Here is a 15140-nt window from a genome sequence, read left to right on the forward strand (position 1 = left end):
GGGACGAGCCTACGCCCCGGCCAGCTCGCCGGCGGAGGCGCTGGCGGACTCGGGCGCGTCGACGTAGCGGTCGTAGCCCTCCTCCTCCAGGCGGTCGGCCAGCTCGGGGCCGCCCTGCTCCGCCACCTTGCCGGCGACGAACACGTGCACGAAGTCCGGCTTGATGTAGCGGAGGATGCGCGTGTAGTGGGTGATCAGGAGGATGCCGAGACCGGTGTTGGCCTTGGCGCGGTTGACGCCCTCCGACACGATCTTCAGCGCGTCGACGTCGAGGCCGGAGTCGGTCTCGTCGAGCACGGCGAACTTCGGCTTGAGCAGCTCGAGCTGGAGGATCTCGTTGCGCTTCTTCTCGCCGCCCGAGAAGCCTTCGTTGACGTTGCGCTCGGCGAACGACGAGTCCATGCGCAGCGCGGCCATGCTCTCGCGGACGTCCGTGACCCAGGTGCGGATCGCGGGCGCCTGACCGTCGATGGCGGTCTTGGCGGTGCGCAGGAAGTTCGTGTTGGTGACGCCGGGGATCTCGACCGGGTACTGCATGGCGAGGAACAGGCCGGCGCGGGCACGCTCGTCGACGCTCATCGCGAGGACGTCCTCGCCGTCGAGTGTGATGGTGCCGCCCGTGACGGTGTACTTCGGGTGGCCGGCGATCGTGTACGCCAGGGTCGACTTGCCCGAGCCGTTCGGGCCCATGATGGCGTGGATCTCGCCTTCGCGGATGGTCAGGTCGACGCCGTTCAGGATGGGCTTGGTGCCCTGGTCCGTTTCGACGGTGACGTGCAGGTCGCGGATCTCGAGGACAGACATGGTGTTCAAATCTCTTTCGTAACGTTCGGGTCGATGAAGACGTCGCCGTCGATCAGCTCGACCGCGTAGACGGGGACGGGCTCGTACGCCGGGAGGTTGAGGGGCTTGCCGGTGAGCAGGGAGAACTGGGAGCCGTGCGCCCAGCACTCGAGGGTCTCGCCTTCGACGAAGCCCTCGGACAGCGAGATCTCGCCGTGGGTGCAGGTGTCGCCGATCGCGTGGACGTCGCCCGCGGAGTCTTTGACGACCGCGATCGCGACGCCGTCCACGACGACACGGGTGGCCTGGTTCTCCACCAGCTCCGCGACGGCGAGCACGCGCGTGGCACCCATCAGCCGGCCGCCACGACGGAGGCTGCCAGCTCCGCCTCGATGGCGGCCTGGAGGCGCTCCTGCAGGGCGGGCGAGCCGATCTGCTGGACGATCTCGAAGAGGAAGCCACGCACGACGAGTCGGCGCGCCTCCTCCTCCGGGATGCCGCGCGACTGCAGATAGAACAGCTGCTCGTCGTCGAACCGCCCGGTGGCACTGGCGTGCCCGGCGCCGACGATGTCGCCGGTCTCGATCTCCAGGTTCGGCACCGAGTCGGCGCGGGCGCGGTCGGTGAGGACCAGGTTGCGGTTCTGCTCGTAGGTGTCGGTGCCGACGGCCTTCGGCCCGATCAGCACGTCGCCGATCCAGACCGTGCGTGCACCCTCGCCCTGCAGCGCGCCCTTGTAGGTGACGCGGCTGCGGGTCTCGGGACCGTCGTGATGCACGTACACCTGCTGCTCGAGGTGCTGGCTCGCGTCGGCGAAGTACGCGCCGAGGAGCTCCGCGTCCGAGCGGGCGCCGGCCAGGTGGGCCGACGGGTTCAGGCGGACGATCGAGCCGCCGAGCGTGACGGCGACGTGCTTGAGGCGCGCGCCCTCGGCCAGCTCCGCGAAGTGCGCAGCCACGTGGACGGCCTCGTCTTCCCACTCCTGAACGGTGACGACGGTCACGTCCGCGTCGGCCCCGACGAGGAACTCGACGTTCTCGGCGAGGTGCGCGGCGCCGCTGTTCTGCAGGATGAGCGTGCCGCGGGCGCCGGGGGCGATCTCGACGACCGTGTGCGCGGCGCGCGGGGCGGCGCCGAGGGACGCGCGGGTCACCGTCGCCTCCTTCGCGTCGTCACCGGAGAAGCCGATCAGCAGTGCCTGCTCGAACGCAGTCCACGCGTTGGCGGAGACGCGGTCCTCCGGGAGGCCGGCGGCACCGACGCGGGCGTCGTCGCGAGCGATCCACGAGGTGGTCACGCCGGGGGCGTCGACGACATCGACGGTGTATGGGGAGCCGTCGAGCTCACCGGTGAGGAGCTCGGTGAGCCGCGCGACGGGCGTGTACTTCCACATGACCTCGCGGCCGGTGACCGCCGGGAAGTCGGCGACGTCGGTCGAGGTGAAGCGCTCGGAACGGGTCTGGACGGGGACGGGCGCGCGCATGTGGGACGGAGCGACGGCCGCCGTGTCGATCGTGGGGGTCGTGGACGTCATTTCAGCCGACAGAGCCTTCCATGCCCATCTCGATGAGCTTGTTGAGTTCGAGTGCGTATTCCATCGGGAGCTCGCGAGCGATCGGCTCGATGAAGCCGCGGACGATCATGGCCATCGCCTCGTCCTCCGGCATGCCCCGGGACATCAGGTAGAAGAGCTGCTCCTCGCTCACCCGCGAGACGGTCGCCTCGTGGCCGAGCTGCACGTCGTCCACCCGGATGTCGATCGCCGGGTAGGTGTCCGAGCGCGAGATCGTGTCGACCAGCAGGGCGTCGCAGCGCACCGTGTTGGCGGCGTGGTGCGCGTTCGCATCCACCCGCACCTCGCCGCGATAGCCGGCACGGCCGCCGCCGCGCGCGATCGACTTCGAGACGATCGACGACTGCGTGTACGGCGCCATGTGGATCATCTTCGCCCCGGCGTCCTGGTGCTGGCCCGGGCCCGCGAAGGCGACCGAGAGGGTCTCCCCCTTGGCGTGCTCGCCCATCAGGTAGATCGACGGGTACTTCATCGTCACCTTGGAACCGATGTTGCCGTCGATCCACTCCATGGTCGCGCCCTCGGCCGCGGTGGCCCGCTTGGTCACGAGGTTGTAGACGTTGTTGGACCAGTTCTGGATGGTCGTGTAGCGCACGCGCGCGTTCTTCTTCACGATGATCTCGACGACCGCCGAGTGCAGCGAGTCCGACTTGTAGATCGGGGCGGTGCAGCCCTCGATGTAGTGGACGTAGCTGCCCTCGTCGGCGATGATCAGCGTGCGCTCGAACTGGCCCATGTTCTCCGTGTTGATGCGGAAGTAGGCCTGGAGCGGGATCTCGACGTGGACGCCCTTCGGGACGTAGACGAACGAGCCGCCCGACCACACGGCGGTGTTCAGCGCGGCGAACTTGTTGTCGCCGGAGGGGATGACCGTTCCGAAGTACTCTTCGAAGAACTCGGGGTGCTCCTTGAGCGCGGTGTCCGTGTCCATGAAGATCACGCCCTGAGCCTCGAGCTCCTCGTTGATCTGGTGGTAGACGACCTCGGACTCGTACTGCGCGGCGACGCCGGCGACGAGGCGCTGGCGCTCCGCCTCCGGGATGCCCAGCTTCTCGTACGTGTTCTTGATGTCCTCGGGCAGGTCCTCCCAGGTCTGGGCCTGCTTCTCCGTGGATCGCACGAAGTACTTGATGTTGTCGAAGTCGATCTCCGACAGGTCCGCGCCCCAGGTGGGCATCGGCTTGCGCTCGAAGAGCTGGAGCGCCTTGAGACGCCGTTGCAGCATCCAGTCCGGTTCGTCCTTCAGCGCGGAGATGTCGGTGACCACCTCCGGCGAGAGGCCGCGACGCGCGGTGGCGCCCGCCGCGTCGGAGTCGGCCCAGCCGAACTCGTACTGCCCGAGGCTGTTGAGTTCTGGCCGGTCGATCAGGATGTCTGACATGTCTACCTCTTTCCTTCCACTCGTAACCGGATATCAGTCCGGCTCATTCCTCTCGGGCGGCAAGCGCTGGCCTGCCGATCGGGCGTCCTGATTGTGCGGGTGGCTGGTGTGCGAACCTAAAATGATCGAAGACGACGGGCGACTGTGCCCTGGCCGCTTCGCGTCGGACTGCCGTTCTCGGCAGGGGCGCGGGCGGGCACGCGCAGGAGCGCGTTCTCGAACCCATCGATTCTACAGGTGCGGGCCGGTAAATGTAGAGGCGCGCCCTGCGCGTTGGCCGAGTATCCGAACCACACCGAGAAAGCCCCTAGGAAGACATGAAGCGCATCATCGCCTGGCTGCCCGACCGCGTCGACACCCGGCTGAAGGTGATCGGCTGGGTCTACCTGGTCGGCCAGATCGTACTGGTGGGCACCGGGGGCCTCGTCCGGCTGACCTCGAGCGGCCTCGGCTGCCCGACCTGGCCGAAGTGCACGGACGACTCCTTGGTCAACACGCCCGAGATGGGCATCCACGGGGTGATCGAGTTCGGCAACCGCCTGCTGGGCGTCGTGCTCGGCATCATCGCCATCGTCGCCTTCCTGATGGTGCTCAAGCTGCGCCGATCGCGGCCGGAGCTCTTCTGGCTCACGCTTCTCGCCGGGCTCGGCATCCCCGCACAGGCCGTGATCGGCGGCCTGAGCGTGCTCACGGACCTCAACCCGTACGTGGTGGGCCTGCACTTCGTGATCTCGACGGTCCTCGTCGCGCTGTGCGCGGCCTTCCTCCTGCGTCTCTACGCCGTGCCCGGCCCCCGGGTGCGCGCCGTTCCCGCCTGGTTCGCCGGCCTGGCGCACCTCACCAGCTTCGTCGTCGCGGTCACCATCGTCGTCGGCATCCTGACGACCGGCTCCGGGCCGCACTCGGGTGACACAAAGGCGAGCCGCAACGGGCTGAACCCCGAGATCCTGGAGCACGTGCACGCGATCCCCGCCTACGTGACCTTCGGGCTCACGCTGGTGCTCGTCATCGCGTCGCTCCGCATCCGGACGACCCCCGTGCACCGCTACGCGATGTACCTGCTGGCGGTGGAGGTGCTCCAGATCGCAGTGGGCCTCATCCAGGCGAACACCGGACTGCCGGGGATCCTGGTCGGCATCCACATGATGCTCGCTGCGCTGCTCGCGGCGGCGATGACTGCCGTCGTCATGTCGCTGAAGGCGCCCGTCGCAGCCGACGACGCGCGCGAGGGATCAGCGGTCAGCGGGGCTGTCGCCGCGTAGCAGCTCACCGACGAGGGCGTCGCGGTCCTCGTCGTGGAACCGCACCCGGTGCACGGCGCCCTCGTCGAAGCGGAACCCCACCGACGAGGCCAGCCGGCGGCTGACCTCGTTGCCGACCAGGCACTCCCACCGCAGTCGCTCGAACCCCAGGCCGTCTGTGGCGAGCGCATACGCGCAGACCGCCGTGAGGGCTTCCCGCATCACCCCGCGGCCGCGCGATCCCGGCTCGAGCCAGCAGCCGAGCGACGCCGAACCCGCCTTCTCGTCACGCCGCACCTCGACGACGCCGAGCAGCGGGGCGGTCTCCCCCGGCCGGATCGCCCACACCGTGTACTGCCCGCTCGCCAGGCCGTGCGGGCAGTAGCTGCGAACGAAGAACTCCGCGCTCGCGCGGGTGTACGGCTGCGGGAGCGGGACCCACCGCGAGGTGTCCTCGTCCTGGCACGCGGCCAGGACAGCGGGGATGTCGCTCTCGCGAGGGGCGTCGAGCACGAGCCGCGGCGTCCGGAGGGTCAGCACCCTCCGACGCTAGCAGCGGCGCCGGAGGCCGGGCCAGAACGGGTCGGGCAGGCCGTACCCCGCTGCCGACGGCTCAGAACGGCAGCAGCGGGTCGATCGCGACGGCGAGGAAGATCAGGGTCAGGTAGGCGATGGAGCCGTGGAAGACGCGCATCGGCGACACCGACTCGTGCCGGATGGCGAGGTTGTAGAGGCGGTGCGACTCGTAGAGGAACCAGCCGCCCACCACGACCGAGATCGCGATGTAGAAGAGGCCCATGTGCGCGACGGGGATGAGCAGCAGCGAGCACGCCACCATCGCCCATGCGTAGAGGATGACCTGCAGTCCGACGACGGCGCGGCCGCGGACGACCGCGAGCATGGGAACGCCCGCGTCCTTGTAGTCGGTGCGGTACTTCATCGACAGCGGCCAGTAGTGCGGCGGCGTCCAGAGGAAGATGATGCCGAACAGGATGAACGGCGTCCAGTCGAGGGATCCCGTGACGGCCGCCCAGCCGATGAGCACGGGCATGCAGCCCGCGACTCCGCCCCACACGATGTTCTGCGGCGTGCGGCGCTTGAGGATGAGCGTGTAGAAGACGACGTACAGGAGGATCGCGACGACCGAGAGCGCAGCGGCGAGCCAGTTCGTGAAGACGGCCAGCACGACGACCGAGGCGATTCCCAGCACCCACGAGAACACGAGCGCCTCGCGGTCGCTCAGCTCGCCGGTGACGAGCGGCCGGTTCTTCGTACGCCGCATCACGCGGTCGATGTCGCGGTCGATGTAGCAGTTGAAAGCGCCGGCGGAGCCCGCCGACATGTAGCCGCCGACCACCGTGGCCAGCACGAGCCAGAGGTTCGGGATGCCGTTCGCGGCGAGGATCATCGTCGGGACCGTCGTGACGAGCAGCAGCTCGACGACACGCGGCTTGGTCAGCGAGATGTACGCCTTGACCTTGCGCGCGACGCCGATTCGGCCCGGATCGACACGGCTCTCTACAGCGACGTCCATTGCTCCTCGTGATGTTCGCTCGTGCGACCGGGCGGTGCCGTTCGGGCGACCGCCGTCGTGGTCGAAGTCCTGCTGATCGCAGTCATGAGCAAGTCTACGACACCTCCGCGCCGGTACCCCGCTCCGAGCCGCTTCACAACCCGCTGAGGGAAGAGGGCACGTTTCGTGCGTGTTACCTATACTTGGAGGTGCTCGCCAGCCGGAGCCCGTTTCCCGTACGGCCGTTTGTAGGTGTCATCACGCAGACGGGGGCCTGGCGCCGATGACGTCCACGGCGCGCACTACCTCAACCGGTGCGGGTTTCACGACGACCCTCACCACATCTACGAAGGGTCAGTTTTCACGTGGCAGCTCTGCAGTGGGATCCCATTGACAACAAGGCGGTAGACACGGCGCGCGTCCTCGCGGCCGATGCGGTGGAGAAGGTGGGCAACGGTCATCCCGGTACGGCGATGAGCCTGGCCCCGGCCGCGTACCTCCTGTTCCAGAAGGTCATGCGCCGCGACCCCCACGACCAGCACTGGCTGGGCCGCGACCGCTTCATCCTCTCGGCGGGTCACAGCTCGCTCACCCAGTACGTGCAGCTCTACCTCGGCGGCTACGGCCTCGAGCTCGACGACCTCAAGGCGCTCCGCACCTGGGGCTCCCTGACCCCCGGACACCCGGAGTACGGCCACACCGACGGCGTGGAGATCACCACCGGCCCGCTCGGCCAGGGCATCTCCTCCTCGGTGGGCTTCGCCTACGCCGCCCGCTACGAGCGCGGCCTGTTCGATCCGGAGGCCGAGCCGGGCACCAGCCCGTTCGACCACTTCGTCTACGTGATCGCCGGTGACGGCGACCTGCAGGAGGGTGTGAGCTCCGAGGCCTCGAGCCTCGCCGGCCACCAGCAGCTCGGCAACCTGATCGCCATCTACGACAGCAACCAGATCTCGATCGAGGACGACACCAACATCGCCTTCACCGAGGATGTCAAGGCCCGCTACGAGGCCTATCACTGGCATGTGCAGGTGGTCGACTGGAAGAAGACCGGCGTCTACACGGAGGACGTCCAGGCGCTCAACGACGCGATCGTCGCCGCGCAGGGCGTGACCGACAAGCCGTCCCTCATCATCCTCAAGACCATCATCGGCTGGCCGTCGCCGAAGAAGCAGAACACCGGCAAGATCCACGGCTCCGCCCTGGGCGCCGACGAGCTGCGCGCGGTGAAGGAGGTGCTCGGCTTCGACCCCGAGAAGACCTTCGAGGTCGCCGACGAGGTCATCGAGCACACCCGCAAGGCCGTCGAGCGCGGCGCCGAGCAGCGCGCCGAGTGGCAGAAGGGCTTCGACGCCTGGGCCGCCGCCAATCCGGAGCGCAAGCAGCTCCTCGACCGCCTGCTCACCGGTGAGATGCCCGAGGGCGTCGAGGAGGCGCTCCCCGTCTTCGAGGCGGGCAAGGACGTCTCCACCCGCGCCGCGAGCGGCAAGGTGCTCAACGCCATCGCGCCGATCATGCCCGAGCTGTGGGGCGGCTCCGCCGACCTCGCGGAGTCGAACAACACCACCATCGAGGGCGGCGCGTCGTTCGTGCCGACCGAGCACTCGACCCACGAGTGGACCGGCAACCCGTACGGGCGCGTCCTGCACTTCGGCATCCGCGAGCACGCGATGGCCGCGATCCTCAACGGCATCGTGCTGCACGGCCCGACCCGGCCGTTCGGCGGCACGTTCCTGATCTTCAGCGACTACATGCGCCCGGCCGTTCGCCTGGCCGCGCTGATGCAGGTCCCGTCGATCTTCGTCTGGACGCACGACTCCGTCGCCCTGGGCGAGGACGGCCCGACGCACCAGCCGATCGAGCAGCTGTCGACGCTCCGCGCGATCCCGCACCTCGACGTCGTGCGCCCCGGCGACGCCAACGAGGTCGCGCACGCCTGGAAGACGATCCTCGAGCGCCGCAAGGGCCCGGCCGGCATCGCGCTGACCCGCCAGAACATCCCGGTGTTCGAGCGTGGGGACGGCGACGCCAGCGGCGACACCCTCGCGTCCGCGAAGAACGTCGCGAAGGGCGCCTACGTCCTGGCCGAGGCGCCAGGCGGCACCCCGGACGTCCTGTTCATCGCCACCGGCTCCGAGGTGCAGATCGCGCTCGAGGCCCGCGAGGTGCTGCGCGGCGAGGGCATCAACGCCCGCGTCGTCTCGGCCCCGTCGCTCGAGTGGTTCCACGAGCAGCCCGCCGAGTACCAGGAGCACGTCCTCCCCGCGTCGGTGAAGGCCCGCGTCTCGATCGAGGCCGGCCTCTCCCTCAGCTGGGACAAGATCGTCGGCGACCACGGCCGCAGCGTCTCGATCGAGCACTTCGGTGCCTCGGCCGACTACAAGACCCTGTTCCGCGAGTTCGGCATGACCACCGAGCACGCCGTCGCCGCCGCGAAGGAATCGCTCGCGTCGCTCTGAGCGCGGGCACGAGGAGATAGAAGAGAAATGACCGACACCACTCCCACCGCACAGCTCTCCGCCGCGGGCGTCAGCATCTGGCTCGACGACCTGTCTCGCGAGCGGATCGCCACCGGCGGCCTGCAGAAGCTCATCGCCGAGAAGAACGTGGTCGGTGTGACCACCAACCCGACGATCTTCGCCGCCGCGCTCAGCAAGGGCGAGGCGTACGCCGACCAGGTGAAGAGCCTGGCCGCGGCCGGCACCAGCGTCGAGGACGCGATCTTCGAGATCACGACCGACGACGTCGCCGCCGCGAGCGACATCTTCCACGAGGTCTACGAGCAGACCGAGGGCACCGACGGGCGCGTCTCGATCGAGGTCGAGCCGGGCCTCGCGCACGACGCCGCCGGAACCATCGAACAGGCCAAGAAGCTCGCCGCCAAGGTCGACAAGCCCAATGTGCTCATCAAGATCCCCGCGACGGTCGAGGGCCTCGAGGCCATCACCGAGACGATCGCGGCCGGGATCAGCGTCAACGTGACCCTGATCTTCAGCCTCGATCGTTACCGCGGCGTCATCGACGCATACCTCACCGGGCTCGAGAAGGCCAGGGCCGCGGGCATCGACCTGTCCGGCATCCAGTCGGTCGCCTCGTTCTTCGTCTCGCGCGTCGACACCGAGATCGACAAGCGCCTGGCCGCCATCGGCACCGATGAGGCCGACGCCCTCAAGAGCAAGGCCGGCGTCGCCAACGCCCGCCTCGCCTACGAGGTGTACGAGCAGGCCTTCGCCTCCGACCGCGCAAAGGCCCTCGTGGCCGCCGGCGCCAACGAGCAGCGTCCGCTCTGGGCTTCCACCGGCGTCAAGGACCCGAGCCTGCCCGACACGCTCTACGTGACCGAGCTCGTCGCACCGAACACCGTCAACACCATGCCGGAGAAGACGCTCGACGCGACGTTCGACCACGGCGTCATCACCGGCGACACCGTCACCGGCAACTACGCCGACGCGAAGGGCGTGCTCGACGCGCTCGCCGCCCTCGGCGTCGACTACGACGACGTGACCGCCACCCTCGAGCGCGAGGGCGTTGACAAGTTCAACGTCTCGTGGGCCGAGCTGGTCGAGACCGTGAAGACCGCTCTGGAGGGCGCCAAGTGACCTTCCGCATCCACGTCACCGGGCCGGCCGCGGACGCGGTCGCCTCGGTCGTCCCGCAGCTCGTGGCCGACAAGGTCGCGTCCGGCATCACCGCGCTCGACCCGGCCCTCTGGGGTCCCGACGCCGAGCCCGAGGCGTCCAAGCGCCTCGGCTGGACGGAGGCCGTCGCGATCTCGCGGCCCCTCGTCGCCGAGATCGTCGCCCTCCGCGAGCAGCTGCACGCCCGCGGCGTCGACCACATCGTGCTCGGCGGCATGGGCGGCTCGTCGCTCGCCCCCGAGGTCATCACGCGGACGGCCGAGGCCGAGCTCACCGTGCTCGACTCGACCGACCCCGGCCAGGTGCTCGCGGCTCTCCGCGACCGCCTCGACCGCACCGCCGTCGTGATCTCGTCGAAGTCGGGTTCGACCCTCGAGACCGACAGTCAGAAGCGCATCTACGAGAAGTGGTTCCGCGAGGCCGGCATCGACCCGACGGAGCGCATCATCGTCGTGACCGACCCGGGCTCCCCGCTGGACGAGTCGGCGCGCGCCGCCGGCTACCGCGTGTTCAACGCCGACCCCAACGTCGGCGGACGCTACTCGGCGCTGACCGCGTTCGGCCTCGTGCCGTCCGGCCTCGCCGGCGTCGACATCGCCGAGCTGCTCGACGAGGCGGAGGCCACATCGCTCGAGCTCGCCGTCGACCGCGAGGACAACCCGGGTCTGGTGCTCGGCGCGGCCATCGCCGGGACGAACCCGCTCAAGGACAAGCTCGGCATCGTCTCCGACGGCACGCACATCGTGGGCTTCGCCGACTGGGCGGAGCAGCTTATCGCCGAGTCCACCGGCAAGGAGGGCACCGGGCTCCTCCCTGTCGTCCTCGACACGCTGGCCCCCGAGCTCGAGCTGAAGCCCGCCGACCTGCAGGTCGTCCGCCTCGTCGCGAACGCGGAGGCGCACCACTTGTTCCCGGCCGACCGTCACGAGGGCGAGATCCTCGTCTCGGGCAGCCTCGGCGCTCAGCTCCTCGTGTGGGAGTACGCGGTCGCCGTCGCGGGTCGCCTCCTGGGCATCAACCCGTTCGACCAGCCGGACGTGGAGGCGGCCAAGGCCGCCGCCCGCGCGCTGCTGGACGACCGCCCCGAGGCCGCGGCCCCGGCGTTCACCGCGGGCGGTATCGAGGTCCGCGAGACGGGCACCTTCCTGGGCGACGCGACCACCCTCGACGCCGCCGTGGACGCCCTGCTCGCGCAGCTCGGCCCGGACGGCTACGTGTCCGTGCAGGCCTACGTGAACCGCCTCGCGCTCCCCCAGCTCGAGGGTGTGCGCGACCTGCTCGCCGCCAAGGCGAAGCGGCCCGTCACCTTCGGCTGGGGACCGCGGTTCCTGCACTCCACCGGGCAGTTCCACAAGGGCGGCCCGGCCGTCGGCGTCTTCCTGCAGATCACGGCGGTCGCTCCGGAGGACCTCGAGATCCCGGACCGGCCGTTCACCTTCGGCCAGCTCATCCAGGCCCAGGCCGCCGGTGACGCCAGCGTGCTCGGCGCGCACGGCCGTCCGGTGCTCACCCTCACCCTCACGAACCCCGAGGCGGACGTCGTCTCGCTGTTCGAGGCCGTCAACTGACCAGCGGCGCCCCGCGCCGACCAAGGAGATCGATGTCCCCGGTGGAAATCACCCCGGAGTTCAACCCGCTGCGGTTGGCCTCCGATCGACGCCTCAACCGCATCGCCGGACCCAGCAGTCTCATCATCTTCGGTGTGACGGGAGACCTCTCCCGCAAGAAGCTGATGCCGGCCGTGTACGACCTCGCCAACCGCGGCCTCCTGCCGCCCGGGTTCTCGCTCGTCGGGTTCGCCCGGCGCGACTGGGAGGACCAGGACTTCGAGAAGGTCGTCCACGACGCGGTCATGCAGTACGCACGCACCCCGTTCGACGAGGACGTCTGGAAGCAGCTCGCACAGGGAATCCGCTTCGTCCCCGGCGAGTTCGACGACGATGCGGCGTTCGAGCGCCTCAAGGAGACCGTCGAGGAGCTGGACCGTGAGCGCGGGACCATGGGCAACCATGCGTTCTACCTCTCGATCCCGCCGAAGGCCTTCCCCATCGTGACGGAGCAGCTGCGCCGTTCCGGCCTGGCCGACCAGTCCGGCGAGGGCTGGCGCCGCGTCGTCATCGAGAAGCCGTTCGGGCACGACCTGCAGTCGGCCCGCGAGCTCAACGCCGTGGTCGAGACGGTCTTCCCGGCCGACTCGGTGTTCCGCATCGACCACTACCTCGGCAAGGAGACGGTCCAGAACATCCTGGCGCTGCGCTTCGCGAACGAGCTGTACGAGCCGATCTGGAACGCGAACTACGTGGACCACGTGCAGATCACGATGGCCGAGGACATCGGCGTCGGCGGACGTGCCGGATACTACGACGGGATCGGCGCCGCGCGCGACGTCATCCAGAACCACCTGCTCCAGCTCCTCGCCCTCACGGCGATGGAGGAGCCCATCTCGTTCGACGCCGCGGACCTCCGCGCCGAGAAGGAGAAGGTCCTCGCCGCCGTGCGCCTGCCCAAGGACCTCGCCACGGCGACGGCCCGCGGGCAGTACTCGAGCGGCTGGCAGGGCGGCGAGAAGGTCGTCGGCTTCCTGGAGGAGGACGGGATGAACCCCGAGTCCACCACGGAGACCTATGCGGCCATCAAGCTCGGCATCGGCACCCGCCGCTGGGCGGGCGTGCCGTTCTACCTCCGTGCGGGCAAGCGCCTCGGCCGCCGCGTCACCGAGATCGCCGTCGTCTTCAAGCGCGCCCCGCAACAGCTCTTCGCGGAGTCGCAGACGTCGGCCCTGGGGCAGAACGCGCTGGTCATCCGCGTCCAGCCGGACGAGGGTGTGACGATCCGCTTCGGCTCGAAGGTTCCGGGCGCCGGCATGCAGGTGCGCGACGTGAGCATGGACTTCGGCTACGGGCACGCCTTCACCGAGGCGAGCCCGGAGGCGTACGAGCGGCTCATCCTGGATGTGCTCCTCGGCGACCCGCCGCTGTTCCCACGCCACGAGGAGGTCGAGCTCTCGTGGAAGATCCTCGACCCGATCGAGCAGTTCTGGGAGACCCAGGGCCAGCCCGAACAGTACCGCCCCGGCACCTGGGGCCCGAAGTCCGCCGACGAGCTCCTCGCCCGCGACGGCCGCGTCTGGAGGCGCCCATGATCGTCGATCTGCCCGACACCACCGTCAGCAACATCTCCAAGACCCTGGTGAAGATCCGCGAGGAGGGTGGCGCGGTCGCCCTCGGCCGCGTGCTGACCCTCATCATCGCGACCCACCTGGGCCAGGAGGAGGAGGCCATCGAGGCCGCCAACGACGCCTCCCGTGAGCACCCGATGCGCGTCATCGTGGTCTCCACCGAGGAGGAGCGCAGCCACAAGGCCGACGCCAACGACGGGGAGGGCCGTCTCGACGCCCAGATCCGCGTCGGCGGCGACGCGGGCGCCAGCGAGGTCATCGTGCTCCGCGCCTACGGCGAGACCGCGAGCGACGAGGAGGGGCTGGTCACCGGCCTGCTCCTGCCCGACGCGCCGGTCGTGGTCTGGTGGCCGGGCATCGCTCCGGCGAAGGTCTCGCACTCCCCGCTCGGCCGCATCGCGACCCGCCGGATCACCGACGCATCGGCGCAGCCGAACCCGCAGGAGGCGCTGTACCACCTGGCCGAGACCTACGCGCCGGGTGACACCGACTTCGCCTGGACCCGCCTCACCCTGTGGCGCGCCCAGCTCGCGGCGGTGCTCGACCAGCCGCCGTACGAGCCGATCACCGCGGTGGAGGTCGCCGGCGCGGCGGACTCCCCCAGCACCCTCCTCCTCGCCGCCTGGCTGCGCCTGCAGCTGCAGGTCCCCGTGCAGTACGACCTCGCCTCGCGCGCGGTCGGCTCGGGGGGCATCCACGGCGTCCGCATGGAGCGCGCGTCCGGCACCATCGAGCTCGAGCGCGAGGTCCCGAACGTGGCCCGCCTCTCGCAGCCCGGCCAGCCGTCGCACGATCTGGCCCTCCCTCGCCGCAGCCTCCGTGATTGCCTCGCGGAGGAATTGCGTAGGCTGGACCCGGACGACCTCTACGGCGAGGTGATCACCCACGGCCTCGGACTCCTCGAGACCGCCGACGAAGGAGCGGGCGCGCGCGCATGACGAACGAACGGCGGGTGCTCGTGCACCCCGACAAGGAGGCCGTGACGGCTTCGGTGGCCGCACGGTTCCTGACCAAGACCATCGACATCCTCGACGACCTCGACGGGGCGCACATCGCACTCACCGGCGGGACGATGGGGATCGCGGTGCTGGAGGCGATCAACGCCTCCCCCGCTCGCGACACCATCGACTGGTCCAAGGTGCACTTCTGGTGGGGCGACGAGCGGTTCGTCGAGAAGTCGAGCCCCGACCGCAACGAGCGTCAGGCCCGCGAGGCCCTGCTCGACCACATCGCGGTCCCCCCGGAGAACGTCCACCCGTTCCCTGCCACCGACGAGATCGCCGACATCGACGAGGCCGCGCGGGTCTACGCTGCTGAGCTCGAGGCGTATGCGTCGGAGGGACTCGACTTCCCGCGGTTCGACATCACCTTCCTCGGGGTCGGGCCGGACGGCCACATCGCGTCCCTCTTCCCCGACCGGCCGGGCATCCGGGAGACGGAGGCGACGGTGATCGCCGAGCGCGAGTCGCCCAAGCCGCCGCCCGCGCGGCTCAGCCTCACCCGCCCCGTGCTGAACGCGTCCGACCGCATCTGGCTGGTGCTGGCGGGCACGGACAAGGCAAGCGCTCTGGGCCTCGCCCTGGCCGGGGCGAGCTACACGGAGGTGCCGGTCGCCGGCGCCAAGGGCCGCAAGCGCACCGTGTTCTTCGTGGACAAGGATGCGGCGGTCGACGTGCCGGAGAATCTGATCGCGCCGAGTTACTGACGCGATACGCCTGACGCCCCGCCGGTCATCGACCGGCGGGGCGTCGTCGTGTGCGCTGCGGAGGGGCCGACGACGTGCAGCGTCGACCACACACAGAAAGGGCCGCTCACGAGATCGTGGGCGGCCCT

At 69.6% G+C, this 15140-nt stretch carries 13 protein-coding genes; 7 read left to right on the top strand and 6 right to left on the bottom strand.

Going from position 1 to position 15140, the window contains the following annotated elements; all coding sequences use genetic code 11:
• Window positions 1-9 precede the first annotated feature (9 nt).
• The 4 genes from sufC to sufB are packed head-to-tail and all read right to left on the bottom strand — an operon-like array spanning window position 10 to window position 3737.
• Entirely contained in the window at window positions 10-804 is a 795-nt protein-coding gene (sufC, locus tag IT072_RS11310; RefSeq protein ID WP_223356557.1) for a Fe-S cluster assembly ATPase SufC, read from the bottom strand.
• A 5-nt stretch (window positions 805-809) separates the two neighbouring features.
• Window positions 810-1136 carry a non-heme iron oxygenase ferredoxin subunit gene (locus IT072_RS11315; RefSeq protein ID WP_223356559.1) on the bottom strand — a complete coding sequence of 109 codons (327 nt, stop codon included), beginning with the start codon at window positions 1134-1136 and terminating at the stop codon, window positions 810-812.
• A complete protein-coding gene (gene sufD, locus IT072_RS11320) occupies window positions 1136-2317 on the bottom strand; it encodes a Fe-S cluster assembly protein SufD (protein WP_223356562.1) in 1182 nt (393 codons plus the stop codon). Before sufD ends, IT072_RS11315 begins: the two co-directional genes overlap by 1 nt.
• Before the next feature lies 1 nt (window position 2318).
• Window positions 2319-3737 (bottom strand): Fe-S cluster assembly protein SufB, encoded by a 1419-nt coding sequence (gene sufB / locus IT072_RS11325; protein ID WP_223356564.1) that lies wholly within the window; start codon window positions 3735-3737, stop codon window positions 2319-2321.
• Window positions 3738-4054: 317 nt separating this feature from the next.
• Between sufB and IT072_RS11330 the strand changes: the two genes are divergently transcribed.
• On the top strand, window positions 4055-4999 hold the full coding sequence (locus tag IT072_RS11330; RefSeq protein ID WP_223356566.1) for a COX15/CtaA family protein: 945 nt from the start codon (window positions 4055-4057) through the stop codon (window positions 4997-4999).
• On the opposite strand, the gene IT072_RS11335 is transcribed toward IT072_RS11330, so the two are convergent.
• Both IT072_RS11335 and IT072_RS11340 read right to left on the bottom strand, forming a co-directional pair.
• A complete protein-coding gene (locus IT072_RS11335; RefSeq protein WP_223356568.1) occupies window positions 4970-5518 on the bottom strand; it encodes a GNAT family N-acetyltransferase in 549 nt (182 codons plus the stop codon). The genes IT072_RS11330 and IT072_RS11335 overlap by 30 nt on opposite strands.
• A 73-nt stretch (window positions 5519-5591) precedes the next feature.
• Window positions 5592-6512, bottom strand: coding sequence for a heme o synthase (locus IT072_RS11340; protein WP_223356569.1), 921 nt, complete (start codon window positions 6510-6512; stop codon window positions 5592-5594).
• 344 nt (window positions 6513-6856) lie between these two features.
• On the opposite strand from IT072_RS11340, the gene tkt reads away from it, so the two are divergent.
• The 6 genes from tkt to pgl are packed head-to-tail and all read left to right on the top strand — an operon-like array spanning window position 6857 to window position 15012.
• Entirely contained in the window at window positions 6857-8950 is a 2094-nt protein-coding gene (gene tkt, locus IT072_RS11345) for a transketolase (protein WP_223356571.1), read from the top strand.
• Between the two features lie 27 nt (window positions 8951-8977).
• Window positions 8978-10090: a transaldolase gene (gene tal / locus IT072_RS11350; protein WP_223356575.1), complete on the top strand. Its 1113-nt coding sequence runs from the start codon at window positions 8978-8980 to the stop codon at window positions 10088-10090.
• A complete protein-coding gene (locus IT072_RS11355; RefSeq protein WP_223356576.1) occupies window positions 10087-11697 on the top strand; it encodes a glucose-6-phosphate isomerase in 1611 nt (536 codons plus the stop codon). Before tal ends, IT072_RS11355 begins: the two co-directional genes overlap by 4 nt.
• A gap of 32 nt (window positions 11698-11729) precedes the next feature.
• Window positions 11730-13271: a glucose-6-phosphate dehydrogenase gene (gene zwf, locus IT072_RS11360; RefSeq protein WP_223356579.1), complete on the top strand. Its 1542-nt coding sequence runs from the start codon at window positions 11730-11732 to the stop codon at window positions 13269-13271.
• A complete protein-coding gene (locus IT072_RS11365; RefSeq protein WP_223356582.1) occupies window positions 13268-14245 on the top strand; it encodes a glucose-6-phosphate dehydrogenase assembly protein OpcA in 978 nt (325 codons plus the stop codon). The genes zwf and IT072_RS11365 overlap by 4 nt, the downstream gene beginning before the upstream one ends.
• Window positions 14242-15012, top strand: a complete 771-nt coding sequence (gene pgl / locus IT072_RS11370) for a 6-phosphogluconolactonase (protein WP_223356585.1) — start codon at window positions 14242-14244, stop codon at window positions 15010-15012. The genes IT072_RS11365 and pgl overlap by 4 nt, the downstream gene beginning before the upstream one ends.
• Window positions 15013-15140: the final 128 nt, after the last annotated feature.

It is taken from the genome of Leifsonia sp. ZF2019, assembly GCF_019924635.1.
Classification (GTDB): domain Bacteria; phylum Actinomycetota; class Actinomycetes; order Actinomycetales; family Microbacteriaceae; genus Leifsonia.